This window comes from Cytobacillus sp. T106 (genome assembly GCF_040492155.1).
Taxonomy (GTDB): domain Bacteria; phylum Bacillota; class Bacilli; order Bacillales; family Cytobacillaceae; genus Bacillus_AB; species Bacillus_AB infantis.
Genome location: NZ_JBEUMK010000007.1, coordinates 54,320 through 80,290, shown reverse-complemented (window position 1 = coordinate 80,290; position 25,971 = coordinate 54,320). Strand labels below are relative to the sequence as shown.

29 protein-coding genes, 3 riboswitches and 1 other annotated feature are annotated in these 25,971 nt (G+C 44.5%); of the genes, 8 read left to right on the top strand and 21 right to left on the bottom strand.

Annotated elements, in window-relative coordinates:
* Positions 1 to 54: 54 nt before the first annotated feature.
* Positions 55 to 414 (bottom strand): hypothetical protein, encoded by a 360-nt coding sequence (locus tag ABU165_RS14205; RefSeq protein WP_318060692.1) that lies wholly within the window; start codon positions 412 to 414, stop codon positions 55 to 57.
* A 195-nt stretch (positions 415 to 609) separates the two neighbouring features.
* Positions 610 to 780 (bottom strand): hypothetical protein, encoded by a 171-nt coding sequence (locus ABU165_RS14200; protein WP_318060691.1) that lies wholly within the window; start codon positions 778 to 780, stop codon positions 610 to 612.
* Between the two features lie 134 nt (positions 781 to 914).
* On the opposite strand from ABU165_RS14200, the gene ABU165_RS14195 reads away from it, so the two are divergent.
* Positions 915 to 1,244, top strand: a complete 330-nt coding sequence (locus ABU165_RS14195) for a hypothetical protein (RefSeq protein WP_009793719.1) — start codon at positions 915 to 917, stop codon at positions 1,242 to 1,244.
* 91 nt (positions 1,245 to 1,335) lie between these two features.
* Here ABU165_RS14195 and ABU165_RS14190 read toward each other — a convergent pair whose 3' ends face one another.
* A complete protein-coding gene (locus ABU165_RS14190; protein WP_009793718.1) occupies positions 1,336 to 2,187 on the bottom strand; it encodes an STAS domain-containing protein in 852 nt (283 codons plus the stop codon).
* A 215-nt stretch (positions 2,188 to 2,402) separates the two neighbouring features.
* Positions 2,403 to 2,654: a binding site (T-box leader), on the top strand.
* Between the two features lie 77 nt (positions 2,655 to 2,731).
* Here ABU165_RS14190 and metG point away from each other — a divergent pair.
* Positions 2,732 to 4,375, top strand: coding sequence for a methionine--tRNA ligase (metG, locus tag ABU165_RS14185; RefSeq protein WP_009793716.1), 1,644 nt, complete (start codon positions 2,732 to 2,734; stop codon positions 4,373 to 4,375).
* Between the two features lie 54 nt (positions 4,376 to 4,429).
* Here the strand turns inward: metG and ABU165_RS14180 are convergent, their stop codons facing one another.
* The 8 genes from ABU165_RS14180 to ABU165_RS14145 form a co-directional block, all read right to left on the bottom strand.
* Positions 4,430 to 4,903, bottom strand: a complete 474-nt coding sequence (locus ABU165_RS14180; protein WP_009793715.1) for an acyl-CoA thioesterase — start codon at positions 4,901 to 4,903, stop codon at positions 4,430 to 4,432.
* Between the two features lie 138 nt (positions 4,904 to 5,041).
* A riboswitch (cobalamin riboswitch) is annotated at positions 5,042 to 5,231 on the bottom strand.
* 52 nt (positions 5,232 to 5,283) lie between these two features.
* Complete coding sequence (locus tag ABU165_RS14175) at positions 5,284 to 5,547, bottom strand: hypothetical protein (protein WP_148949432.1); 264 nt, start codon at positions 5,545 to 5,547, stop codon at positions 5,284 to 5,286.
* A 98-nt stretch (positions 5,548 to 5,645) separates the two neighbouring features.
* Positions 5,646 to 6,719, bottom strand: a complete 1,074-nt coding sequence (locus tag ABU165_RS14170; RefSeq protein WP_009793712.1) for an ABC transporter substrate-binding protein — start codon at positions 6,717 to 6,719, stop codon at positions 5,646 to 5,648.
* Entirely contained in the window at positions 6,716 to 7,519 is an 804-nt protein-coding gene (locus tag ABU165_RS14165) for an ABC transporter permease (RefSeq protein ID WP_009793711.1), read from the bottom strand. The genes ABU165_RS14170 and ABU165_RS14165 overlap by 4 nt, the downstream gene beginning before the upstream one ends.
* Position 7,520: 1 nt before the next feature.
* Positions 7,521 to 8,324 (bottom strand): ABC transporter permease, encoded by an 804-nt coding sequence (locus tag ABU165_RS14160; RefSeq protein ID WP_009793710.1) that lies wholly within the window; start codon positions 8,322 to 8,324, stop codon positions 7,521 to 7,523.
* A complete protein-coding gene (locus tag ABU165_RS14155; RefSeq protein ID WP_009793709.1) occupies positions 8,314 to 9,420 on the bottom strand; it encodes an ABC transporter ATP-binding protein in 1,107 nt (368 codons plus the stop codon). The genes ABU165_RS14160 and ABU165_RS14155 overlap by 11 nt, the downstream gene beginning before the upstream one ends.
* A gap of 217 nt (positions 9,421 to 9,637) precedes the next feature.
* Positions 9,638 to 10,240, bottom strand: coding sequence for an energy-coupled thiamine transporter ThiT (thiT, locus tag ABU165_RS14150; RefSeq protein ID WP_318060690.1), 603 nt, complete (start codon positions 10,238 to 10,240; stop codon positions 9,638 to 9,640).
* 71 nt (positions 10,241 to 10,311) lie between these two features.
* Positions 10,312 to 10,410, bottom strand: a riboswitch (TPP riboswitch).
* A 77-nt stretch (positions 10,411 to 10,487) separates the two neighbouring features.
* A complete protein-coding gene (locus ABU165_RS14145) occupies positions 10,488 to 10,727 on the bottom strand; it encodes a hypothetical protein (protein ID WP_009793707.1) in 240 nt (79 codons plus the stop codon).
* Between the two features lie 219 nt (positions 10,728 to 10,946).
* Here ABU165_RS14145 and ABU165_RS14140 point away from each other — a divergent pair, with 219 nt between their 5' ends.
* Together ABU165_RS14140 and ABU165_RS14135 are read left to right on the top strand one after the other, a co-directional pair.
* On the top strand, positions 10,947 to 11,192 hold the full coding sequence (locus tag ABU165_RS14140; RefSeq protein ID WP_009793706.1) for a hypothetical protein: 246 nt from the start codon (positions 10,947 to 10,949) through the stop codon (positions 11,190 to 11,192).
* Between the two features lie 111 nt (positions 11,193 to 11,303).
* A complete protein-coding gene (locus ABU165_RS14135; RefSeq protein ID WP_009793705.1) occupies positions 11,304 to 11,540 on the top strand; it encodes a helix-turn-helix transcriptional regulator in 237 nt (78 codons plus the stop codon).
* Between the two features lie 156 nt (positions 11,541 to 11,696).
* On the opposite strand, the gene dnaN is transcribed toward ABU165_RS14135, so the two are convergent.
* The 6 genes from dnaN to ABU165_RS14105 form a co-directional block, all read right to left on the bottom strand.
* A complete protein-coding gene (gene dnaN / locus ABU165_RS14130; RefSeq protein WP_318060689.1) occupies positions 11,697 to 12,875 on the bottom strand; it encodes a DNA polymerase III subunit beta in 1,179 nt (392 codons plus the stop codon).
* Between the two features lie 42 nt (positions 12,876 to 12,917).
* Positions 12,918 to 13,376: an NUDIX hydrolase gene (locus ABU165_RS14125; RefSeq protein WP_318060688.1), complete on the bottom strand. Its 459-nt coding sequence runs from the start codon at positions 13,374 to 13,376 to the stop codon at positions 12,918 to 12,920.
* Positions 13,354 to 14,070, bottom strand: a complete 717-nt coding sequence (locus tag ABU165_RS14120; RefSeq protein WP_148949429.1) for an HAD hydrolase-like protein — start codon at positions 14,068 to 14,070, stop codon at positions 13,354 to 13,356. Before ABU165_RS14120 ends, ABU165_RS14125 begins: the two co-directional genes overlap by 23 nt.
* 98 nt (positions 14,071 to 14,168) lie before the next feature.
* Positions 14,169 to 14,591: a GtrA family protein gene (locus ABU165_RS14115; RefSeq protein ID WP_009793701.1), complete on the bottom strand. Its 423-nt coding sequence runs from the start codon at positions 14,589 to 14,591 to the stop codon at positions 14,169 to 14,171.
* Positions 14,545 to 15,582, bottom strand: a complete 1,038-nt coding sequence (locus tag ABU165_RS14110; protein ID WP_022543885.1) for a glycosyltransferase family 2 protein — start codon at positions 15,580 to 15,582, stop codon at positions 14,545 to 14,547. The genes ABU165_RS14115 and ABU165_RS14110 overlap by 47 nt, the downstream gene beginning before the upstream one ends.
* 19 nt (positions 15,583 to 15,601) lie before the next feature.
* Complete coding sequence (locus tag ABU165_RS14105; RefSeq protein ID WP_396349990.1) at positions 15,602 to 17,233, bottom strand: DUF6044 family protein; 1,632 nt, start codon at positions 17,231 to 17,233, stop codon at positions 15,602 to 15,604.
* 205 nt (positions 17,234 to 17,438) lie between these two features.
* Here ABU165_RS14105 and galU point away from each other — a divergent pair, with 205 nt between their 5' ends.
* The gene (galU, locus tag ABU165_RS14100) at positions 17,439 to 18,320 is read left to right on the top strand and encodes a UTP--glucose-1-phosphate uridylyltransferase GalU (protein WP_101547800.1); all 882 of its coding nucleotides are present in this window, start codon (positions 17,439 to 17,441) and stop codon (positions 18,318 to 18,320) included.
* A 1,744-nt stretch (positions 18,321 to 20,064) separates the two neighbouring features.
* Here galU and ABU165_RS14095 read toward each other — a convergent pair.
* The gene (locus tag ABU165_RS14095; RefSeq protein ID WP_318060686.1) at positions 20,065 to 21,405 is read right to left on the bottom strand and encodes an MATE family efflux transporter; all 1,341 of its coding nucleotides are present in this window, start codon (positions 21,403 to 21,405) and stop codon (positions 20,065 to 20,067) included.
* Positions 21,406 to 21,581: 176 nt separating this feature from the next.
* On the opposite strand from ABU165_RS14095, the gene ABU165_RS14090 reads away from it, so the two are divergent.
* Positions 21,582 to 22,121 (top strand): STM3941 family protein, encoded by a 540-nt coding sequence (locus ABU165_RS14090; RefSeq protein ID WP_318060685.1) that lies wholly within the window; start codon positions 21,582 to 21,584, stop codon positions 22,119 to 22,121.
* Positions 22,122 to 22,161: 40 nt separating this feature from the next.
* On the opposite strand, the gene ABU165_RS14085 is transcribed toward ABU165_RS14090, so the two are convergent.
* On the bottom strand, positions 22,162 to 22,719 hold the full coding sequence (locus ABU165_RS14085) for a hypothetical protein (RefSeq protein WP_009793695.1): 558 nt from the start codon (positions 22,717 to 22,719) through the stop codon (positions 22,162 to 22,164).
* A gap of 114 nt (positions 22,720 to 22,833) precedes the next feature.
* Between ABU165_RS14085 and ABU165_RS14080 the strand changes: the two genes are divergently transcribed.
* A complete protein-coding gene (locus ABU165_RS14080) occupies positions 22,834 to 23,415 on the top strand; it encodes a TetR/AcrR family transcriptional regulator (RefSeq protein WP_009793694.1) in 582 nt (193 codons plus the stop codon).
* 52 nt (positions 23,416 to 23,467) lie between these two features.
* Here the strand turns inward: ABU165_RS14080 and ABU165_RS14075 are convergent, their stop codons facing one another.
* Entirely contained in the window at positions 23,468 to 24,274 is an 807-nt protein-coding gene (locus ABU165_RS14075) for an alpha/beta hydrolase (protein WP_257964156.1), read from the bottom strand.
* A 16-nt stretch (positions 24,275 to 24,290) separates the two neighbouring features.
* The gene (locus ABU165_RS14070) at positions 24,291 to 24,458 is read right to left on the bottom strand and encodes a Fur-regulated basic protein FbpA (protein WP_084520832.1); all 168 of its coding nucleotides are present in this window, start codon (positions 24,456 to 24,458) and stop codon (positions 24,291 to 24,293) included.
* A gap of 67 nt (positions 24,459 to 24,525) precedes the next feature.
* Positions 24,526 to 24,630, bottom strand: a riboswitch (SAM riboswitch).
* A 367-nt stretch (positions 24,631 to 24,997) separates the two neighbouring features.
* Here ABU165_RS14070 and ABU165_RS14065 point away from each other — a divergent pair.
* A complete protein-coding gene (locus ABU165_RS14065) occupies positions 24,998 to 25,924 on the top strand; it encodes a DMT family transporter (protein WP_318060684.1) in 927 nt (308 codons plus the stop codon).
* Positions 25,925 to 25,971: the final 47 nt, after the last annotated feature.

Sequence of the window (25,971 nt, the reverse complement as noted above, 5' to 3'; positions counted from 1 at the left end):
TAAAAAGACGCCCTATTCCAGGCGCCTAGTCAGCTGTATATTCCAGGTAATAGATTATATTTGCCTGCTCTCCAAAGCCGTACCGTTCCCCTCATATTTGAGGGATCCTGTATACTTCACAATATCAGCAATGGCATTTTCACCTATCACAATATGATTTCCCCTTACCATCTTCACATTCGTATTTTCGAGATGTATATCTTCACCTTCTATCAAAGCTGCTTCAAGCCGGGAAGGAAAAAAAGATTGGAGCAGCCCTCTGAGCGGATTGTCTTTCTTTTGCCTGATTAGAATGCTTTTTCCTCTCATCTCTTGCACTTTGCACTCGCCCATGATAAAAGACTCTATGCTCTCTGCCGCCAAATGGCTGCCGATTATAAATTTGCCTTTTGATTTAAATTCCTCTGTTTCCACACCGCCGCCTGCAGTAAGCCTGCCATTAACAATAATTTTTCTGGATGCGAGCCTTCCGCCGATTCTTCCTTTTCCATTTACCTTAATTTCGTCCGCAACAGCACATCTCCGGAAAAGCCTGCGCTCCCGTCGATAGACAGCGCTGCCCCTGAGAAGCTTCCGGCAATCGACGCATTTCCATTGATTTTAGCTTTTTCAAAAGATAGCGTGTCCGTTGAATTGTCCTGAACCATTGCAATCAAATATGCGGCATTCAATATTGCCATTGACAGTGCCTTTTCCGTTGATGCTTACCTTATCATAGCTCCCGCCGTCCGAAGACCCAACCCCATTTATGGACAGCTTCCCTGCTCCTTGTAAAATCATTATGATCTCCTTTTAGAGTAGATTTTTGTATATCATATCATAATGATGGAATATTCATTATAACATTTTGAATATTTTAATATTTAATGAAACATTTTCAGCTCTTTCATCGTATAGATGACGAGGTGATAGTTATGAGCAGGAATACGATTGTCTTTATAGCTGCTTTAGCAGCTGAAGCTTTGGCCGCATGGGGAGTGGCAGCATATTTTTCTGTAAGGTTTATTGAAGTGCTCTTCTTTATTGGTGCCGCATTTGCTGCAGTCACTTTTATTTTTTCAACAAGCGGCGGTTCGCCCCAGAGGCACATCAACAGCATGGTGGGCGCCCAAACGGGGATCATCCAGAAAGATGAACCCTTCTTCTTCAGAAAAGGCCCGGTCTTTTTTGCATCTCTCGTCCTTGCTGTCATCGGCTTGATCTTCTTCGTCCTTCTTATTGCAGGAATCATTCCGCCAGCCTAGAAGAGTTCAGAGCATCGGGCGCGCCTAACGGCTTGCCTCTTGCTGCATAAAAAAATGCACCTCACGCTTAAAAGCAGGGTGCATTTTCTAATTATAATTCAGGTTTCATGCTCAGCCCCATTTTCGCCAGGGCATTTTTCAATGTGCTATGTGTGTTGATTTTGCTGAAGTCGATTCCAAGCTGGATAGATGTCATGGCAACTTCCGGGCGGATGCCTGAGATGGTGGTCTTGATGCCTAGCAAGTCCAGCGTCTGGACGATATGATAGATTTGCTGCGCTACCATTGTATCAACGATCGGTACACCGGACAGATCGATAAACAAATAGGAAAGCTTAGCTTCTGTGCACTGAAGGGGCACGCTCTCTAATATTGCTTTGGCTCTTTCTGTATCAATATCGCCTATCAAAGGAAGAACGCCAATGGATCCGATGATCGGGATAATGGGTGCACCAAGCTGATGAATGAGATCCTGCTGTGCTCTCAGCCTGTTTCTGGTAATTTTGTAATACTGTTCAGCAAATTTCTGTGTGAGAATGTCAAAAGCTGAATGAATGACCAGACTCCACTGGAGGATATCCTCCTTGACAATCTCATCGTTCTTTTTCGCAAATTCCTCCACAAATTCCCAGTATGTATCTCTCACCTTGCCTAAAGCTGATATTACCTCATAGATCGGAGTATCGGTATCTGCCCTGCTTTCAGCAACTGTGCTCGCCCATTCCTGGACCAATTTTTCGAATAAAGACCGGTCATCCAAAAGAATGGTCGAAACGGTCTTATTAGTGAAGGCATTTTGCTCACGGAGCATTCTTTCAATCTTTATATCCGCTTCTGCTGAATAAATCGATCCTTTATCTTTTGCCCTGGTGCTCAGCCATTTGTCAGTAATTCTCTGAGAATTATTGCTGAGATATTCAAATAACATTTGGTTTTTCTGCATAATCAGCCTTCCCTTTATCTGGACTATTCTATATGAATATTATCATTATCTGCCTTTTGTATGATAAAGGTTTGCTTTTAAACAGTCAAATATTTGCAATGGGCATCATGCTGATACAGCCAGATTTTTTCCCTTCCCCTGTTAAATTTTGCTGGACATTTATGCTGCCCGTGAATATAATAATCTTTAAATCATTGGCAGATATTAACTCTTATACAAAGGCATTGAAGAGAAAAAGTAAAACAGATCCGTTTTTCCCAGAGAGCTTCGGCAGGTGAAAAGAAGCAAAAGCGGCTGTTTGAACAATGGTCTCCGAGCCCCGTACTGAACGCGATCTTCGCCAGTAGGCTGCGGCAAGTAGTGGTACTTGTTATCAAACCCACAGTATAAGGGCATCTATATGCCCCGTACTTGCAGAGGCCGAAAGGCGAATAAAGGTGGTACCGCGGGCAAGCCCCGTCCTTTTCTATATGTATAGAAAAGGACGGGGCTTTTTTATTTTATCCTAAGATCTGCCAATGGAAAAATGAGGAGGAGATTGAACATGGCAATTTTTATTGGCGGGGCATGGCCCTACGCAAACGGTTCCCTTCATCTTGGGCACATTGCAAGTCTGCTGCCCGGAGATATCCTTGCAAGATATTACAGAATGAAGGGCGAAGAAGTCCTGTATGTTTCCGGGAGCGACTGCAACGGAACACCCATAGCGATCAGGGCAAAACATGAAGGCAAATCAGCGAAAGAAATTGCTGACCGCTATCACAGGGATTTCGCAGCAAGCTTTGAACAGCTGGGTTTTACTTATGATTTATATACAAGGACAGATGCCCCGCATCATCATCAGACTGTACAGGAAGTATTTCTGTCGCTCTTGGAAAATGGCCATCTTGTTCCAAGAACGATAGAACAAACTTATTGCCGGACATGTGTCCAGTTTCTGCCTGACAGGTATGTAGAGGGAGTCTGCCCTTCCTGCGGCAGCCAAGCACGCGGGGATCAATGCGATGCCTGCTCAGCCATCCTTGAGCCGGCCGACCTTCTGGATAAATCCTGTAAAATATGCGGGACACCGCCGGAAATGAAAGAAACTGATCATTATTATTTCAGGCTGAGCCATTTTCAGAAGCAGCTTGAAGAGCTGTCCGAGGAGGCACGCTCCCGCCATTTGTGGAGGGACAACAGCAGCAGCCTGACAAGAAGATATTTAACTGAGGGGCTTCTGGACCGGGCTGCAACTAGGGATTTGGATGTTGGGGTGCCAGTCCCTATTGAAGGAATGGAGAAGAAAAAAATTTATGTTTGGATTGAAGCGGTGATTGGCTATCTTTCTGCCAGCAGGGAATGGGCCCGCCAGCACGGCAAGGATGGCAGCAGGTTCTGGGGTAGTGATGTTATATCCTATTATGTGCATGGGAAAGACAATATCCCTTTCCATACCATCATCTGGCCAGCTATTCAAATGGGGATAGGGCTGCCTGGGGAACCAGCGCGGATGGTTTCCGGCGAATATCTTACACTAGAGAAAAAGAAGCTTTCAACAAGCAGGAATTATGCAGTCTGGGTCCCTGACATACTTGAAAGATATGAACCGGATTCAATCCGGTATTTCCTTGCTGTCAATGCTCCTGAGAACAGGGATGCTGACTTTTCCTGGCGGGAATTCGTTTACAGCCATAACAGTGAGCTGCTTGGGGCATATGGCAATCTGGTCAACAGAACTTTTAAGTTTATCGAAAAATATTATGACAGCATGATACCGGATGGAAAATTAAGTGAAGCTGTACAGGAGGATATTAAGCATTTATATGAGAAAACCGGAGAAAAGATCGAAGGCGCAAAGCTAAAAGAAGCGCTTGAGGATATTTTCGCCTTTGTACGCTCGGCCAATAAATATTTTGACAGTGAACAGCCTTGGAAAACGATTAAAAGCGACCCGCAAAAATGTGCAGATGCATTGCAGACCTGTGTGTACATCATCAAAAATCTGGCAAGGCTTCTGAACCCCTTCCTCCCTTTCTCCAGCAGGAAGATAAATAACATGCTGCAGGTGAATGCGCATACGCTGGAATGGAAAGAGGTTCGGGCTGCAGAGAAAAGGCTCGGCACTATCGCCCCCCTTTTCAGCCGCTTAGAAGAAGGAAGGATCCCAGAGGAGCTGGATAGGCTGGAAGCAGCCCGTAGGAAATAGCTGCTGAAGAAGGTGCCTTATTTCATGAATACAGAGGTGGCTGAAAGCCACCTTTTATCGTATAAGCATTCTGTTTTTTCTATGCTCCTTTCGTGCCCCTGCTGAAGCAAACAGCCTGATTTCTTCCTCAGAATGAGGCAGCACCCCGGATACTGGAATGGGCTTGCCGTTTTCATCCACGGCAACCATGGTTAAAAAGGATTCGGTCGTCAGCGTTCGAATCCCTGTTAAAAGATTGGCTGCATGCACTTTCACATAGACTTCCATGGAGGTTCTCCCTGTTGAGGCAACAAAGGCTTCAAGAGTAAGGGCGTCACCGACTGAAGCTGAAGACAGGAAATCCACAGAGTCGATCGAAGCTGTTACTACCATGCTGCCGGAATGCTTCATTGCAGTAATGGCAGCAATTTCATCAATATAGGATAGCACTTTGCCGCCGAAAATTGTCTGAAGATGGTTTGTATCCGGCGGAAGCACCAGCCTGGTCTGAATGGTGCGGGAACGGTCTGCTGGATAAGCTTTTTTCATAGGTTTCACTCCTCGGGCTTATTGTATGAAAAAAATAAAAGGCATCCTTCATAGAGGATGCCTGCACATAAAAAATTTAACAAATAACAAAACTTTACCATATTAAAAGCGCATCACTCTCCTATCACCCGTAGGACGGTTGTGTACTTCTTTATGGCAGGTCTCCTGGCTCAGCATCACAGACTCCTTCCGCCTTCCCGTCCGCTAAGGAACAGTGGCATCGAGGGAGGAGCCTCCGCATTACAGTGGCGGGACCGCGCCGGAATTCAACCGGCTTCCCTTTTAAGTTTGCAGCATGCTGCAAAGCACCATAAAGCATTTATTCAATTAAAGAAATCATATCATATTCTATCATTATCGGATATAGATTTCGGAGAACATTAAAAATGGGATTCAATCTTTTCAAGATCAAGTATCAGGGAATTGATCTCCTCGGAAGAGATGCGCAGCGGCATCTGGTCATTCAAGGTGATGACCTGGCCTCCCTCTTCGTCCCTATGCCTGTAGAGGTAGTCAAGAAGCTGGATAGCCTGATCCTTGGTCAAAATGGACTGAGTCTTAAAGTGTTTGATCATGCTGATGGAAAAATGTTCTGCCTGATCATCATATTCCCCTGAAATGATGTTTCCGCTGATATAATACATGACTGCCTCCTCCTGTTTTTAAGACTAGGATCCCCTGACAGGACGGAAATCATGCTAGAATGCAAAAAAGCGGCCGGAGACTCCTCCAGCCGCTGCTATTATTTACTATGCATTTTGAATTCCAAAAACAGTTCATTATAATGTGCGAGCATTTTTTTCCCAAGGTTCTCGTACACTTCCAGCTTTTCGGTCATTTCCGGGTCCGGATAGAAGCGCTTGTCACTGACAATTTCCTCCGGCAGGTAATTCAGCGCCTCTTTATTCGGCGTCGAATAGCCTACATATTCGGTATTCTGGGCAGCGACTTCCGGATCAAGCATGAAGTTCATGAACTGGTGGGCGGCATCCACGTTTTTTGCCGTTTTTGGAATGACCATATTATCAAACCACAGGTTCGTCCCTTCCTCAGGGAGAACATACTCAATATTGTCCTTTTTCCACATCAGCTCTGAAGCAGTTCCTGACCAGACAACACCTATGGCTGCTTCATCGTTTTCAAGCAGCATCCGGATTTCATCCCCGACAATGGCTTTGATATTCGGAGTAAGGGTATCAAGCTTTTCCTTCGCTTCCCTCAGATGCTTCTTATTTTGATCATTAAGGGAATAATTGAGGGAATTCAAGCCCATTCCCATAACTTCCCTTGCACCATCAATTAGGAGAATCTGGTTTCGCAGATCTTCATCCCAAAGGTCATTCCAGCTTGTAATTTCTTTGTCCCCAAGCAGATCTGTGTTATAGGCTATGCCGACCGTCCCCCAGAAATAAGGGATAGAGTATTCATTTTTTGGATCGAATGCCAAGTCCATGAACCTCGGGTCGATATATTTCAAGTTTGGAATTTTTGAATGGTCTACCGGTAAAAGCAAATCTTCTTCTTTCATTTTTTCAATTGCATATTCAGACGGAACCGCTATATCGTAGGCTGTCCCGCCCTGTTCAATCTTGGTCATCATGGCTTCATTGCTGTCAAAGGTTTCATAAATCACCTTGATGCCTGTTTCTTTTTCAAAGCGGTCCACGAGTTCTGCATCGATATAGTCTCCCCAGTTAAAGACCGTCAGCGTATTTCCGCTGGAATAGCCTTGTGAGGAATTAAGCCGGGAGACTGCATACAGCAGAAGTGCAGAAATGACAGCAATGACCAGCAGGGCTTTACCGAGCTGTTTCATTTTTTGACCCCCATTCCAGTCGGCTTCGCATTTTTCTGGGTGATAAAATAATAGCCGATCACCAGTATAAGTGTGAACAGGAACAGCAGCGTGGAAAGTGCATTGATGTTCAGCGAAACCCCGCGCCGGGCCAGAGAGTAGATTTCAACCGATAAAGTGGTGAAGCCATTCCCTGTTACAAAGAAAGTAACTGCAAAATCATCAAGTGAATAGGTTAGGGCCATAAAAAAGCCCGCAAAAATGCCTGGTGTGATATATGGCAGAACGACCTTGGACAGAACATCAAAGCGGCTTGCCCCTAGATCCCTCGCAGCGTCCACAAGTGTAGGGCTCATTTCCTGGATTTTAGGCAGCACCATTATAACTACAATCGGAACGCAGAAAGCAATGTGAGAGAGCAGGACCGATGTAAATCCGAGCTTGATTCCGATCATCGTAAACAAAATCAGGAAGGAAGCACCGATGATAACATCGGGGCTGACGATCAGAATATTGTTCAAAGATAAGAGTGTGCTCTTGACCTGCCGCTTTCTTACATAAAAAATGGCAAGTGCACCGGCCACTCCGATGATCGTTGATATGGCAGCCGACAACAGGGCAATGATGATGGTGTTCAGCACAATTATCAATAGCCTTGCATCAGCAAAAAGCTCTTTATACCAGTCCAGCGTGAACCCTTCGAAATGTGACATTGTCCCGCCGCTGTTAAAAGAATAAAACATTAGATAAAATATTGGCGCATAAAGAACAAAAAATACAAGGATCAGATAAAGTGATGACCATTTAGATAATTTCCCCATGCTATGCCCCCCTCCTGCGATTTCCGGTCAGCAGCATGATGATCACCATCGTAAGGATCAGGAATACGGCAATGGTGGAGCCCATCCCCCAATCCTGAGTGACAAGGAAATGCTGTTCTATGGCCGTGCCCAGGGTGATGACCCTGTTCCCTGCAATCAGGCGGGTAAGCATGAAGAGGGAAAGTGCAGGGATGAATACAACCTGGCAGCCGGATTTGACGCCATCCAGCGTCAGCGGGAAAATAACCCGTGTAAAAGTAGTCCAGGGTGATGCCCCCAAATCATTGGATGCATCGATGAGCGATGAATTCAATTCGTTAAGCGAATTGAAAATCGGCAAAATCATAAAAGGCAGGAAGATGTATACCGATACAAAAACAAAACTGAAATCGGTAAACAGAATCTGCCTTGAACCTATTCCAATCACCTCAAGGAAGCTGTTGGCTGCCCCGTAAGTTCCAAAAATGCCGAGAAAAGCATAAGCCTTGAGCAGCAGATTGATCCAGGAAGGAATGATGATCATCAGAAGCCAGAGCTGCTTATGCCTGGTCTTCGTAAGCAGGTAGGCAGTCGGATAGGCAATCAGTAAAGAAAAGGCAGTGATCAGGAACGCATACCAGAAAGAGCTCAAAGTCATTTTCAGGTAAACGGGCGTGAAAAATTTCTGGTAGTTCCCGAATGTGAACTGCCCTTCTATATCAAAAAATGAATAATACAGCACCAAAAACAAAGGGGTCACGACAAATAAAACGATCCACAGCAAATATGGGATCAGATACAGGTTGCGTGTCTGATTAGTTCTCATGGCTTTCCTCTTGATAAGCCTCCAGCCTGCGGTCAAATTCTTCCTCAGATTCTCCCGGCCTCATGACATGGATGGCTTCCGGATCAAAATGAAGGCCTATTTCATCCCCTACTTTTGCCTTTCGTGTAGAATGGACAAGCCATTCATTCCCATCTTTATCAAAGCAGGAAATTTCATAATGAACTCCCCTGAATAGCTGTGAATCTACACGTACCTGAAGTTTGCCCTGCTCGCTCGGAGTAATTTCCATATCCTCCGGCCTGATGACCACTTCAACCCTTTCATTCAAATCGAAGCCGGCGTCTACACATTCAAATTTCCTGCCTGCAAATTCAACCTGATAATCGGTTAGCATGGTCCCTTCGACGATGTTGGACTCACCGATGAAGTCGGCCACAAACCGGTTGACAGGCTCATCATAAATATCAGTTGGCGTTCCGCTCTGCTCAATCCGGCCTTTGTTCAGCACAAAGATTTCATCAGAAAGAGCAAGCGCCTCTTCCTGGTCATGGGTGACAAATATAAACGTAATGCCAAGCCTTCTCTGAAGCTCCCGCAGCTCGTACTGCATTTCTGTACGCAGCTTCAGGTCCAGTGCAGAAAGGGGCTCATCCAGCAGGATGACTTCCGGTTTATTGACAATCGCCCTCGCAATCGCGACACGCTGCCTCTGCCCTCCTGACATCTCTTTGATTTCCCTCTGTTCATATCCTTCCAGGTTGACAAACTTGAGCGCCTCTTTCACCTGCTCATTGATTTCCTGGTTTTTCATTTTTTTGATGCGCAATCCGAATGCCACGTTTTCAAATACATTCAAATGCGGGAAAAGTGCATAGTCCTGGAACACGGTATTGACCTGCCTCCTGTTGGCAGGCACTTTATTGATTTTTTGTCCATTGAAGAAAATGGATCCTTCTGTCGGTTCGATAAAACCCGCAATCAGGCGCAGGATCGTCGTTTTTCCGCAGCCTGAAGGACCAAGGAGCGTGTAGAACTTTCCCCTTTCTATATCAAAGCTGACGGCGTCCAGAACCGGACTGTCATTGTCATATTGTTTTGTAACATCTTCAAAGCGGATAATAAACTTATCTGTCATTTCAATCTCCTTTACTATATTAATAGTCGATGTACCTCTAGAAGTTAAGCCTTGTAGGCCAGTTTATCACTTTAGTATAATAGCGTAACTTATTATATACCAAAATTTGTCGAATGAAAGCATTTTTCAGCAATTCTCTTCAATTTCCCTTTTTTAAAAACAAAAGCAGTCGCTTCTGGCCGATTCGCCAGAAGGGACTGCTTTGTGCACATGGTTATCAGTTCGCCAATTTATGCTCTTCCGCAGCGGAATATACCTGTTTCCTCTGTACCAGGCGCGGCGCTGCAGAAAGGAGGAGCCACAATACGGCTGTACATAAGACAGCTGACCCGAGCATCGTTATCCCATTAATCATGAGAGAATATACAAAAGGAGACATCCCTTCAGGTGCATAGCTTCCAAAGAAAATCATACCTGCAAGAAAGTGCCAGAAATATCTGCCCGCACTGCCAAGGAAAATGGCTGCAGCTGCCCATCCCAGAGCCTTACCCTTCCTGCCTTCAGCAAGGCTTTTTTGGAGGGCAAGAGCTAAGAAGCCGGCACAGCCAATAAAGGCGAAAGCAACGAAGTATTCAATGAAAGTCTGCAGGGGCGTCACTATCCAGGCGTCGCCCATGACAATCTGGAGAATCCCCCATAAGAATCCGGAAATGAAGCCCGCTTTCCAGCCCCATCGCAATGAAAGTATGAAGATGGGCACCATTGCAATGGAAATGGATATTGCAGGCGTTAGTTTAATAGAAGGAAGCAGATCAAGAATAACAGCGAATGCTGCAAAAAAAGATGCTTCAATCAAGGCAACCAGCCCTAATTTTTTCATAAAAAATTCTCCCCTTTTGTCCGAATTAACGCAAACCTCAAGGGAGAACTGATCAGGAAGCGGGCATACCTTCACCCATCCATCCACATCCCTGCGCTAGAATTATCTAACAGGTTCAAAGGGTCAGAACAAAAGTTCACTCTCAGCATTAAGCTCCCCTTGTGGTTACGTTATGTAATTAATACTATAATGCATTATATCTCATTCCATCAGGCAGGAAAAGAGCATATTCTGAAAAATCGTTTTGTCATGCCGGTCCTCCTTTCTCTTTTTCGAGCTTTTCATAAAGTTCAAGACTTTTGCTGCTGAGATACTCCAGCAGCTTAGGGTGCTGTCTGAAATAGTCGACAAATTCCCTTTGTTCTCTCTCCTGGAACTTAAGCACCTGTTCATAATGCTTGCTGCAATAATAAATCGTCCGGTCCCTGTTCCACTCCTTGAGGGGGATCAGGTCCCCCGCTGCCTGGCAATAAAGGCATTTTTTCATATGATCCTTCCTCTAAGTACAGATTAAGCTCCAGGCAGGAAAAGTTGTTTCCCGTCCATACTTTAGTATATTACAGAACGTATGTTCTATTCAATTCATCAGTTTTACTGGTTTTTATATGATCTAATCGGGTATTCAATTAATATATGAAGTATTCTGGTAACTGTTTAAATTTTCAAATAATCAGATTTTACATGCATACAGGAAGGAGGCTTTAAGATGAAGAATATCCTTGATATAAAAGGCAGGCTGAATCCATATTGGTTCAATAAAGTTATTTTCAAGGTTTATATCGCTGACGCAGTGGATGAAAAAACAGTGGAATTGGAAGGTCAGAAGCTTGTTGTGGTCAATGAAACTGAAAAATTGAAGCCCGGCGAGAAGCTTAAAGTCGAGTTTCTGAACATGTGGTTTGTTTATAGCCGGATACCACGCGCAGATCAGCCAGCCAAGCAGCCGCTTTAACTCAAAAGCCGCTTTTTTCTTCTCCTTCCTTCTTTTATTTTTATATTTCACTAGTGATGTTCTTCACTTTCTTTTATAATATGAAAATAAAAGAAAAAAGGAGATTTAACCTTGGATAAAGAAATCATTAAGTTTATCAGAAAGAATTATAATCTTTCACAGCGTGAATTCGCCAAAATGATTAATTGCAGCTTTTCACTGGTTGCTTTGATTGAAATCGGGAAACGCAATGTTTCAGACAATATAGAAAAAAAGATTAAAAATGCGTTCGGACTTGAAGCGCAGGATATTGAATCCATTACCAGCATCATTAAGGAAATCGGCCGCGGTATGCCTCCTTTCAGCTAAAAAGCCTGGATGGGAGGAAATACCTCTGCTTAGCCCTCCCCGCTTTGGCCGTTTTCCAGCTGGATTACTTGATACAGCGCAACAGATTTCCCTCTTTTAATAATATTCTACTAGTATTCAGATCCCCTTCAGATTTGATTTTCTCACCTTTCAGTTTTAATCTTGATTCTGAACCTGTCCCTTGCCAAGGAACATCCCTGATGCAGTCCTGACAGGAGAAATAAGGTGAAAATAGTTTGCCTCCCCAGGGGAAGAGATTAGGATTGGCTTCATTGTCCCATAAAGCCTTATTTTAATATATTCTGACTCTGTTCCTATCAGCGCATCCGCCAGATAACTCCCATTTATTACTGCTGAAGCTTCTGTTTCTCCTCTGATGCTCTGCAATTCCTGCACCTCCTCGATCATGCCCATTTCAGACACTGGGGAAGATATAGTGATGGAGTTTTCATCCTTGGCTTGGATGGAAACAAGAGAGCTTCTTTTTTCTCCAGCAAATATCATTGTCCGCTTGACACCTTGAAGAAGGTGCTTCCTATTGATGACTAACTCTGTTTTGCACCCTTCCGGCTTCAGTTTCTCAGAAGAGGGAAATCTGCCGGTCAAAAGCGAAGAGCAGAAACGGAATGTTGATGTGGCGAATACGGCCTGTGAATCAGATATATAAATGGCTGCTTCTCCACTTGGTGACTTGCCTATCAATTTGAGCAATTCTGCTGCATTTCTTGCCGGGAGAGTAAATGACTGGCTGAACCCAGCAGAGCCGTCAGCTTTCCACATGGCAAGCCGGCTTGAATCTGTCGCCGTGAATGTCAGCCCGTTTTCATCAAATGCCAGATTGATGCCTTCCAGGATTGGCCTTGAGCTTGTTTTGGCCGCAGATGCAGCTGTATTCCTCAATCCTGCTGCAAGATCAGATGCTTTCAAAGTATATATATAAGGAAACTCTGCATCTGCTCTATCAGCAGACTGGTCTAACGGGAAACCCGCAATCGCTGCGGAAATCTGCTTGTCCATTGAATTAATCAGGATTTTATGTGAAGTGGAAGCTTTGATGCTTAAACGGCCAGGTATTTTCCTGATGACTTCAGAAAGCATTCTTCCATCAGCTGCCAGCTTTCCATATTCCAATATATCCAGGCCAGAATCCCTGCAGTTTATTAATGGGTGCTCAAAGATCACAGAGCGGTCCCCGTTTCCGGAAGAGACAGAAAGGCCTCCGCTGTGTGCTTCTATCATAACGAGTTTGCCAGCGGCACTATGGCTTCCCCCTGCGATTCTTGCCGCCTCACTGATGCTTTCAAAAATACTCTCACCATTTACTTTAAATTCCATCAGGTCCACCTCCTTTGATATGAGAATAGCTCTCTTTCACTGCTAAATCCGCCTGCCTCTTTTAGACATTTCTTTTTTCCGCAATAAATCTTCTGCAGCCGTAAGGCTCCGCGTCAGCCATTCAGGTGCATCCGGCTGTTCAAGGATTTCTCTGATGCTCATCCACATCACTTCCTCGTTTTCATCAGGACAAACTGGACTGGCTTCACCGCTTTTGTATTCACACAGAAAAACAATGTCAATCACATGATATCCGTCATCCGTAATGAAAGAACTGCTGCATACATACTCCATTCCATCTTTAATCAGTACACCTGTTTCCTCCAGGATTTCTCTTTTTACTGTTCTTTCCAAAACATCTGTGGAATGACCTTCCTTCTCCGCCTTGCCTCCGATCAGAGCCAGCATTCCCCCGGCATGGCTTTCCTGGCTGCTTCTTTTTCCGATCAGCCATTTACCTCCTCTGTGGACTGCTCCTTCAACATTTACTATGAACGTCACTTTCACACCTCTGCTTTATGTTAAATTTTCTTTCAACACCGAAGCTGCTATATAGTTCTTCAACCGTCCGAATCAAATAAGTCGGCGATGCATCAGCAGATTGAAAGAATTCATCCTCGGTACCATATCCGTAAAGGACAGCAGCTGAATCAATGCCTGAGTGATTTGCGCCGATCACATCATATTTCCGGTCACCAATCATTAAAATATTTTTCTTTTCATATTCCCTGAAATGCAGAAGCACGGATGATATGATATCCTTTTTATCCGAATAGCTGCCATCAAGCGAAGCACCTTCTATGTAATCAAAAATATGTGAGATTTGAAAATGAGATAAAATTCTTTCAGCAAACGCTATAGGCTTTGAGGTGGCGACGCACAGTTTGCAGTCTTTTTCTTTTAATGATAAAAGCAATTCTGATATTCCGGGATATAATTCGTTTTCATATAATCCTTTTTCTGTGTATCTCTCCCTGTAAAACTGCACCGCTTCGTCTGCTTCCTCTCTGCTGAAAAGGCAATGTTCCTGAAAGGAATGGTGAAGAGGCGGGCCGATGAAAAGTTTGAGAATCTCCACGGGCGGAACAGGCCGCCCCATCTTTTCTAAAGCATACCTGATCGAGCGTGCTATTCCCGGATATGGATCTGAAAGGGTCCCATCAAGGTCAAAAATAATAAGCGAATATGGTTTCATGTATTCCTCCTTTCCCTCACTTAATATTACCATAATTATCAAAACATTCAGGGAGTTATATAAGGGAAAAAAATAGACAGCTTATTAATGGAAGCTGCCTACCTTTTAAATACAATATATTTCTGTCCCAAATAATTCAACACTGTATATAATACAGTTCCCAACAGGACTGCCGCCGTTTCTGGATAGAATGCCAGATGATTGTCCAAAATCAATACCAGCTTCTTTGATAGGCTGTAGGAAATAAAATAGCAGCTTGCCGCAAGGCTCGCAAAGAGAAGACCGCTTTTTATAAAAGGCTGTGAGCTTTTAAATGTATAAGCTTTATTAAGAAAATAGCTTGTCACAGCACCAGCAGCATTTCCGAGGAGCGTGGAGAACCAGTACCCTGTCCCTGCCAACAGGAGAATATAAATGCTGCCTAGCCCGATCAGTGTATTGATTAGGCCGACAAGGAGGAACCGGACAAGTGTATCAGTTGGTTTCAGGAAGCTGGCGATACTTGATGCTGAATCCTTCATCCTGCTCCATCTCCCTGTTTTTCAGCTGAAGTGACGCAGGCAGTGTGTAGGTATCAATTTCGACTATGAATTTTGGCCGCCTTTTAGTTTCTTTGTAGATCTTCCCTATATATTCCCCGATCATTCCTATTGCGGTAAGCTGCACTCCGCCTATGAGCCAGATGGATGAAATGAGAGATGTCCAGCCGGCTTCAGTGCTGCCGGTAAACTTTAGAAAAAGAAAATAAGTCCCAAAAAGGATGCTGATTACAGAAGATACAAGACCTGCCATTAAAACGAGCCGGATCGGTGTCACCGAAAAGGAAGTCAATCCATCAAGGGCAAAGGATAGCATTTTTTTCAGCGGATACTTCGTCTCCCCGGCCATCCGCTCTTTCCGCTCATACATGACCTGGTCTGAGCGGAAGCCGATCAGGGGTATAATGCCTCTCAGGAACATATTTGCCTCCCCAAAATGTGCCAGCTCCTCGGCAGCGCGCCTGCTTAAGAGGCGGAAATCAGCATGATTATAGACCAGGCTGGCGCCAAGCTTTGCCATCAGTTTATAAAAACCCTGGGCAGTCGCCCGTTTGAAAAAAGTATCCTTTTCCCTTTTACTCCTAACTCCGTAGACTATATCACAGCCTTCATGATATTTAACCAGAAATTCCCTGATGGCACAGGGATCATCCTGAAGGTCTGCATCGATCGTGACAATGCAGTCCGAAGATTTCATGCTGGTGAAAATTCCTGCTAAAAGGGCATTTTGGTGCCCTGAGTTCCTGGACAGCTTAAGCCCTGTCACCCGTTCAGATTTCAGGCTTTCTTTATGGATGAGATTCCATGTCCTATCCCTGCTCCCGTCATCAACAAACAGAAGCTTGCTCGAGCTGGAAATCAGTCCTTCAGTTTCAAGGTCCTCCAGAAGCCTGCCAAGTTCCGCCATCGTATATGCCAGCATCTCTTCTTCGTTATAGCAGGGTACAACGATAGTTAATATAGTTTCAGTCATTCTGCTTCCTCCTAGATGTCTATATTGCCTTATACAAATAAATCTTCCAGGCAGCATCCCCGGATGTGAATTCTCTCTCCAGCTCCAGACCGTTTTCCATGCTGTTCATAATCGGCACGGCAGAAAAAAAATATTCACCTCCCATTTCTTTGAAAACAGCAGTATCCAATTTGAGATTTTTGAGCTTTTTATCAGAAGTTTTTTTGAACATATAATGCTTCCCCAGTTCTGCTGTAAAGATATAGCATCTCCCTCCCCATTCATCAAAATAGCGGCGAATGGTCTTATTTTTTGCCAATTCCTCCGCAATTATTTTCCTGAACTGGTGCTTATAGGTGAGCGGGTAGAAATTATTATACGTGTCCAGCGTATAAAAGCCGTTATACTGGGCAATTGCCGGATGGATGCCTATGCTTGCAACCCGGTAATCCTCCTTTGGCCTGTCTATGTAATTTCCTATTTCTTCGAATAAACTTTCTGCGTAGAATTCTTTCACCGAGGGCTTTCTGCTGTAAATAATTTCGTCATTGAAAGCTCCAAGCAAAAGAATCTGAGCGATAATGACGGCAAGGATGCTTTTTCTGCTTTTCGACGATGTCCAGACGATCCTTAAAGCGAGCGCAAATCCTATATATATGACAAGCGGCCGCAAAAAGTGAAACCTGGCAAAATTGAAGGTGTCCATAAAATGAAACCGCTCTGTCAATGGAAGCCATCCTTTATAAAACCAGAAAGCGTACCAGAAGGACAGAAGAAAATTAAAGGCAAACAAACATACGTAAATTCGCTCCTGCCTCCAGCTTTTATTCTTCCAGACAAGGAATAAAGCATAAAGGGTGACAGGCAGGATAATGAGCCCGTGAACTGTCATGACATGGGTATGGCCCAGAACAAAGTTTTTAAAGGCAAGCCTTACGCAATGGGCGAACGTAAGCCGAGCATGAAAATATTCATCACGGCTGTTGTCTTCTTCCAGAAAAAGAAATGAGTGGACAAGGCGGTATTCAACCAGCAGATATAAAAATGTCATGCCTGCAATAGCCGCAAGAAATCGCAGATTTGTGCCTTTTCCCCTGAAAAGGTCAACCAGCCATAATCCTCCCATTGCTGCAAGGAAGAAGAAAAATCCGAGAACAAAGCTGGAGTAAAAAGGAAGCAGGGTGAGCGCCAGATAGCTTTTCCAGTCTGACTTCCCCTTCCGTATATTCAAAAATGCCCATAAGGCGAGGGGCATACCGAGAGTGCTCAGCATTCCGGATGGCCAAAATGGAGTCAGCGCGAATGCAAGTGCTGCCCCCACCCTGATGGCTGACCATTCAGGTGATCTGATAAAATGAGTTTTCAGCAAAAGATACATGCCCATGAATGCAGCACATCTTGTAAGGAGCTGATTAAGGGCATAGGCTGTCATGGTCGGAAAAATAGAAAACAGCCAAACGATGCCGCTGAGTTCAGTGCCAAAGGCATTGCGCGGCAGGCCGTTGATGACCTGCGGGATGACAGCCTCTGCCGTTCCATAAGTCTGCCCGCTTTCTCTGAGGACTTTATACCATGCCAGGTTAGAATCCAGGTTGTCATGGACTCGTATATGCGCAGCTTCCCCGAGAATGAATAAGGGACTTACATACAAGGCAATGGCAGCAAGCGCCATGATGATATTTTTTCGGTCTTTCAGGAATAGATTTCCGGTCAATTCATACACCCCGCCAACTCTTGCATTGGTATTAAATTGTGCGGGCATCAGGAGAACTATTCCTTTTTTTCCTGATTAAAAGGTGCATATCCCGTTTGTCCCTGTTCATATGTTCAGTTGAGTGCACTTAATTCAGCTGAAATTCTGCTGGGAGGTATCAAGCATGATCAGAAAAGCGGTCATTCCGGCGGCCGGTCTTGGCACCCGTTTTCTGCCCGCCACCAAAGCCCAGCCAAAGGAAATGCTGCCGGTTGCCGACAAGCCTGCCATCCAATACATCGTGGAGGAAGCCATTCTTTCCGGCATTGAGGATATTATCATCATTACGGGAAGAAACAAACGTGCAATTGAAGACCATTTCGATAAGTCTATCGAACTTGAACTGATACTGAAGAAAACCGGCAAAACCGAACTCTTAGAAAAAGTGGAAGCAGCTTCGAATCTTGCTTCAATCCATTATGTAAGGCAAAAGGAACCATTGGGACTCGGGCACGCAGTTCTTTGTGCAAAACAATTTATCGGGAATGAGCCTTTTGCTGTCCTCCTCGGTGATGACCTGGTTGATTCCGGTACCCCTGCTCTCTTGCAGATGATCAGCCAATTTAAAGAAACTGGAACGTGCATGATCGGTGCAAAGGAAGTTCCCTGGGAGGACGTTTCCAAATACGGGATCATCGACTATTCCTTCAAAGCAGGCAATCTTTGTAAAATCGAGCAGCTGGTCGAAAAGCCTTCGAAGGACTCTGCTCCGACCAATCAGGCTATCATCGGGCGCTATGTTCTTACACCAGAGATATTTACTGTACTGGAGTCCCTTCAGCCTGACTTTTCTGGAGAAATCCAGCTGACTGAAGCTCTTTCGCAGCTTCTGAAAAAAGGGCCCATGTATTCATGTCTGATAGAAGGCAATCGCTATGATACCGGGGATAAATTCGGTTTTCTTCAGGCTTCAATCGAGTTTGCGCTTAAGAACGAAGAGATTAAAGAAAAGCTGGAGCGATATTTGTATAGTTTGCGGGAGAGAGAGAAGAGACCGGAGAGCTGAAAAAAGACACTCTTTGGTGGAGTGTCTCAGAATCTAAAAAAAATGAAGCCAAACTGAGCGGCAAAATTAAAACTGGGAATTTAAGGGGAAAACTCGTTCTGGGAAAAAGTGAAGAGGACTTTCTAAAAACGGTAAGGCTTGAAAAAAGTTAATGACACATCAACGTGCAGCCAAGTCATGTATCCCCACGATGGATACATGATTTCTTTTATTCTTCCTAGTCATGTATCGCAGGAGCCTGATGGGATACATGACTTTCTTTTTTTCTCCCCACTCATGTATCCCAGGAGCCTGATGGGATACATGACCATCCTTTTTTCTCCCTACTCATGTATTCCGGGAACCTGATGGGATACATGACTTCCTTTTTTTCTCCCCACTCATGTATCCCAGGAGCCTGATGGGATACATGACTATCTTTTTTTCTCCCTACTCATGTATCTCAGGAGCATGATGGGATACATGACCATCCTTTTTTCTCCCTGCTCATGTATCCCAGGAGCCTGATGGGATACATGACCATCCTTTTTTTTCTCCCCACTCATGTATCCCAGAAGCCTGATGGGATACATGACTTTCTTTTTTTCTCCCTACTCATGTATTCCGGGAACCTGATGGGATACATGACCATCCTTTTTTCTCCCTACTCATGTATTCCGGGAACCTGATGGGATACATGACTCTCCTTTTTTCTCCCTACTCATGTATTCCGGGAACCTGATGGGATACATGACTCTCCTTTTTTCTCCCTACTCATGTATTCCGGGAACCTGATGGGATACATGACTCTCCTTTTTTCTCCCCACTCATGTATCCCAGGAGCCTGATGGGATACATGACCATCCTTTTTTCTCCCTACTCATGTATTCCGGGAACCTGATGGGATACATGACCATCCTTTTTTCTCCCCACTCATGTATCCCAGGAACCTGATGGGATACATGACCATCCTTTTTTCTCCCTACTCATGTATTCCGGGAACCTGATGGGATATATGACTCTCCTTTTTTCTCCCCACTCATGTATCCCAGGAGCCTGATGGGATACATGACCATCCTTTTTTCTCCCTACTCATGTATTCCGGGAACCTGATGGGATACATGACCATCCTTTTTTCTCCCTACTCATGTATCCCAGGTGCCTGATGGGATACATGACCATCCTTTTTTCTCCCCACTCATGTATCCCAGGAGCCTGATGGGATACATGACTATCTTTTTTTCTCCCTACTCATGTATTCCGGGAACCTGATGAGATACATGACCATCCTTTTTTCTCCATGCTCATGTATCCCAGGAGCCTGATGGGATACATGACCATCCTTTTTTCTCCCTACTCATGTATTCCGGGAACCTGATGAGATACATGACCATCCTTTTTTCTCCCTACTCATGTATTCCGGGAACCTGATGGGATACATGACCATCCTTTTTTCTCCCTACTCATGTATTCCGGGAACCTGATGGGATACATGACTTTCTTTTTTTCTCACTACTCATGTATCTCAGGAGCATGATGGGATACATGACCATCCTTTTTTCTCCATGCTCATGTATCCCAGGAGCCTGATGGGAAACATGACTTTCTTTTTTTCTCCCTACTCATGTATCTCAGGAGCCTGATGGGATACATGACTCTCCTTTTTTTCTCCCCACTCATGTATTCCAGGAGCCTGATCGATATATGACTTTCCTTTTTTCCGCACGCCAAAAGACACTCCGCACAGGGAGTGTCTTTTGGCGTGTCATTTTTCAGTTGAAAACAGCTTTTTCTTGTCCCATCTGCCGTATTTATAGTACGAAAAAGCAATCACGCTGCTGATCATAAAGCTTGTTCCCATTCCGTATGCGATCCCCTCTTCCCCCATCCATTGTGAGAACAGCCAGGTCAAAGGGTATCTCAGCACCCAAAAGGAGATGATATTGAGCACAAGCACCTGGAACATGGCACCTGCAGCCCTTACTATGCCATTTAATACAAAATTAAGCCCGAGGAACGGATAAAAGAAAGCAATTGATACAAGATAGCCTGTACCAAACTCAACGGCTCCAGGCTCGGTAATGAACAGGGATATTCCCGCTTTTGCTAATAGCACAGCCGCTCCGGCAAACAAGAGCATTATGCCTAAATTGTAGAGTGAACCATAGAGCGCAATCTTATGGACCCTTTTCCACCGGCCTGCCCCAATATTCTGTCCTGCCATGCTGTTGACGGCTGTGCCGAGCGCCGAAGCCGGCAGCATGATCAGGCTGTCAATCCTCTGGGCTGCCCCAAAGCCTGCAACCGTGTCCGCCCCGAAGGAATTCACCACACTCATAATGGCCATTACACCCGCTGAGATCACCATCATCTGGAGTCCTGATGGTATGCCTAATTTTAGTATCGTCCACACTTCATCTTTACCGGGCATGAACGGTATCGAAAAAGGTGCGAGTTTTCTTTTTAAAACAATATACATGCCAGATATGAATGCGATCCCCTGGGCGGCAAGAGTGGCATAGGCAGCTCCATCGATCCCCCATCCCAGGATAGAAATGAACACAGGGTCCAATATGCTGTTTAGGACCACCGCGACCAGTACAAAAATCAGCGGCGTCCTGCTGTCCCCCAGAGAACGAAGAATCGTCCCGATAAAATTGTAGCCGAACAAAAAAAGGATGCCGAGGAAATTAATCTTTAAATACGAGTCTGCTTCAGCAATCATCGCCTCTGGGGTATCAAGCCACTGGAGAATAGGCTTTGAAGCAAAATAGCCTGCCGCTCCCAGCGCAAGGGAAAGCAGTGTGAGGATAATCACAAAACTGTTTAGATATTGCCTCAGACCTTTCTCATCATCTCCTCCTTTTTGCTGCGACAAGATTGTCAAAGCTGCATTATTGATACCGATAATAAATGACAGCACCGTAAATATGACGGTGCTTGAAACAGCAATGCTGCCGAGTGACGCGGCTCCAAGCAGATTCCCCACCCAGAGGCTGTCAACAAACTGGTAAGAAACCTGCAGCAAGTTCGTCAGCATGATGGGAGTAGAAAAAATAAACATCTGCTTCAGAATATTCCCTTGTGTAAAGTCTTGCTGGGACATAAAAACCACACCTTCAATAATGATTGCTTCTATTATTTCTCTTTTTATGTATAAATTCTACTCAAACGTTTCGAATATCGGATTATTGCTTCACCATGGAATTTTTTGGTTTATATTTCGGTATAAGGGGGAATTTTCCATTTGGTATCTACTAAACAATCAATAAGGAGGACAAGATGGAAAAACAATTTTATGCCGCGAAAGGAAAATTCTTTCTGTTTATGCTGGTTGTATTGGCTGCAGGTGTATTTTTTGCCTGGCTGGCTGCAGATATGGTTTTACATGAAGAAAACAGGGAAACTTTTATGCTGATTATCTATATACTGTTTGCTGTTTTATTGTTTGGATGTGCCCTGCTTTTTGCAGGAATGATTTATGACAAAGCCCCCTTGGTTTCTTTCAGCACAGAAGGTCTGGAAGTCAATGGTCCAGGCGGCCCCGGGCTCATCGTCTGGGAAGATTTTGAGGGTATCTTTCCATATGAGGTTCAAGGCAATGCTTTCCTTGGGGTTATCGTGAAGGATGAAGAAAAATACATTGAAAGGCTTCCAGCGAGAAAGAAAAGATTGGTGAAGATCAATCAAGGAACCGGTTTTCCACCTTTTAATATTAGTATGAATTCCCTTAAACAACGGAAGGAATTCATTGAAGAGCTGGAGAAAAGGGAAATACCGATTCTGGTTGTTGAGGAAGAACTGGAAAAAGAAAACATATAAAAGAATATCCCTCCTCTCTGATTGAGGCGGGATATTCTTTTCATATATTCATCTCTTTGCTTTTTTTAGGGGCCTTTGGCCAGATAAAATAACTAATGCAATAAATCAAATCTGCTGCTAGAACAATCGACCATATTTTCACGACACCGGATAGTGCTTCCGTTCTCCCAGGATCATCTATGATTAGCACGGTTCCCATCAGCAAGGCAGCTCCGATAAGATATGCGGCCCCATGCCTCGCAAAGCCTTTTATATTATGCCTTGCATGATCCATACCATATCTTTTTTCCGGCCGTTTCCCCTTTTTGGCGATGTAATATAAAAATCTTTCATCCGCCCACTGGATCATACTTTTTCCAAAGGCTATCGACACACCGATATATACGGCAGCCAATGCATGTGCCTGTGTTGCTTCTGAGCCTCTGTATAAGTCCGCACCCGCTGCTGCCAGCAGGATCAGATCTACAACAGGAGTCATCGCGAGCAGGATGAGACCGGTTTTCTTTTTTCCGAAAAGATAACGCATACAAAGACCGGCCAGGATTAAAACCCAAAAGCCGACTTCACACCCTATGATAACCCACAATATCCAGTTCATACTTTCCCCTTCCAGTACTATTGTTGTTTAAACTCATCATAACACCACACTTTTAGTGATACAAGTGTATTATTAAAAATTGAAACCTGTTTTACGGTCTGCTACACTGAGACTATGCCTAAAATAGTTGATCATGAACAAAGGAAAAAAAGAATCGTCCAGGCCACCTGGCAGGTTATTTTGGATAAAGGGGTGGAAGGTGCGTCTGTCCGCAATATTGCAGCGGAAGCCGGTGTTTCTCTTGGCGCCCTGCGCCACTATTTCTCCACACAAGATGAACTGCTTGTCTATGCAATGAAACTGGTAAATGAAAATGTGATAAACAGGGTTTCGGAGATTGCATTGAAGGATTTGCCCCCAAGGGAAAAGGTTTATCAAGTCCTGCTTGAAATTGTTCCAACCACTGATGAGAAAATGGCAGAAATGGAGGTGTGGTTTGCGTTTGTTGCATACAGCAGGCAAAAGGAAGAATTTCGAATCCTGAAGCAGGGAATATATACGGGGATTGTTCAGATGATGGATTTTCTAAAGTCCCATGGAGAGCTGAAGGATGGCCAGGATCATGATCTTGAGACTGAAATGTTATACAGTTTCATTGACGGGCTGGCCCTGCACAGTATGCTCGAGCCTGAACGTCTGAAACCGGACAGAATAGAAAAAACTCTCCGCCGCTACCTGGATAGAATCCTAAAATGACCACAGATGACCGGATCTTTTAAAATCCGGTCATTTTCAGCATTGATTCAGTTCATGAAGATGCATATGACTGCTGCTCCCTGAAAGCTTTGAGCCATTCTGATGTGCATTCGATCAGCTCCGCAAAGCAGCGGCCGGCTGAATAGGTATGGCAGGCTCCTGTAACATAATGCAAGGAACATGATCCTTCCTTCCGCTTCCTGAATTCTTCCGCATATCTTCCTGAGTGGGATACCGGAATATCCTGGTCTGCTGTTCCATGTACAATCAGGACATCGCCCCTGTATGCCGCAAGCTCTTCCAAAGGTTCATATCTCTTCAGCGAAGAAAAGTAATTGTCCGTTAGCTGATAGCCCAAATAATCAAGTGAAGCTCCCTTGTCCAGTGCCTTTACCTTTTCACTGCCGACAATGCAGACGATATCCTGATATGGTCTTGCAGAAGCCGACCATATGATAAGCTTCCGGATGCGGACATCTTTTGCAGCAGCCAGCACGGCAACGGCTCCGCCGAGGCTATGGCCGATGAGAGAAATTGAATGAGGATTTGCATAATCAAGCTTCACTGCAAAATCGATAGCAGATAAAGTCTGCTCCAGCAAATCGGGAAGACCTGTTTCTCCGTACTCACCCGGACTCTCCCCGCAGCCCTCATAATCAAAGCGGAGGACAAGATACCCCTCTGCAGTAAGACGGTTGGAAGTTTTAACAAATAGCCTGTCGACACCAATACGGCTTCCTGTAAACCCATGGCAGATGATGACCAGGGGATAGCGGCGGTTCTTGCTGAATCCTGCAGGAAAATCCAGCGATCCGCACAAGTGCTTATCCTTCCAGGGTATTAGAATACTTTCTGACATATATAGTCCCTTCCCTCTATTCATTAATATGTGATCTGTTTTCCTGATAAAGTTTTAACAATTCTTCGTACGGCACCTGAAATAGCTGGCGGCCTTCTTGTTTGTATATACCCATGGACAGCAGCTCTGAAATCAGCTGGTCCTTTTTCTCTTCTTCTTTTATCATTATAGTTTCTTCCTTCATTAAAAAAGCCCCTTCTGACCGGTGGCCCGGAAGCAGAAGAGGCTTTATGCGCGTATGGCTGCCGCTTCTCTCATCTTCCAAGCTTCCGCTTGTTGGATTTGGCACAGTTCTCGCAAGGAGTCTGCTGCCGAGGCTTCATAGGGCCAATTCCCTCCGCCTCTCTGGATAAGAGTATTCCTATAAGTTTTGTTGGAATTAAATATACGCTACTTTCTTTTGATTGTCAAGATGTACTGCTGCAATTTCCTGTTCAGCTTTTTATTCAGCTGATATAGCCAATAGGTTTCCTGTCTGAAAGTGAAATGCAAATCACAAGTCCCGATTTTAACGGCATGAGTGTATATATAATGCCCCCTCTGGAACATCGGAAACCAGGAGAACTCTTTTTCAGTTACATCCATATGGAGTCTAAACCCTTGGATGAAGTCATCATATTCAAAGGCAAATCTCTTGAAGCGAAAGCAACAGTCTATCACTTCTTTCAGTCTATTTTCTATTCTACTTGAATAAGAATAATAGAAGGTATATGGGAGGTGGGAATGATGCAGGGCAATCGCATTCTATCTTTATGGTACGCCCTTCTGGCAATTGCGTTCTGGGGTGTTTCATTTGTTTCAGTCAAATGGCTGGTATATTATTTGGCACCGGGTGCCCTGGTTTCCTTAAGATTTATGATTGCTGCCATCTTCCTGGGCTGCCTTCTCACAATATTCAAAGAATCCTTTTACATAAAAAAAGAGCATTTCGCCCATGTTTTTATTCTTTCGGTACTTGGGGTGTTCATCCATCAAATGGTACAAGCTTCTGCCATGCTCACCCTGGATGCCTCTGCTGCCGGCTGGATGATCTCTTTCACACCTGTTTTTACTAGTTTGCTTTCCTTCCTTTTCTTATCTGAAAAGCTTTCGCTCCTTAAAATTGGGGGAATGATGATTGCCGTTACAGGGGTTCTGGTTATCTCTGCAGAAAATTCAGGGGGTATGCTTCAATTCAGCCCTGGTCTTGGTTATTTCCTCCTGCTTTTCAGTACCTTTAATTGGGCTGTTTATTCGATTTTGTCCAAGAAATTTGCACTTCCCTATTCTTCTCTTGCTGTCACCTTTTGGACAAGCCTGATAGGCTGTTTGGCGACTCTGCCATTCCTTTTGAGAAATCGGGGGTATGAATTACTGTATACCCTCCCTTTGGACGGGTGGCTGCACCTGCTGTTTCTAGGCATTTTTGTATCGGCCCTGGGCTACTGGTACTGGGGAAGGGCGCTTGAGGTGCTCGAAGCGACACAGGTTTCGGTCATGATGTATTTGGAACCGCTGTTTACACTGCTGGCAGCAATCCTTATTCTCGGGGAAAAAATCCCATTATACAGCAGCATCGGCGGAGTTCTGATCATCATGGGAGTGTCGGCTGTTAACAAGCCGGTACTCGGCTTCCTTATGAAAAAGCTTTTTAAATACCCTGTAAAATAGAATTTAAAACCCTTTACCAAAAATTACATGTTTTTTCCCTTGCATAA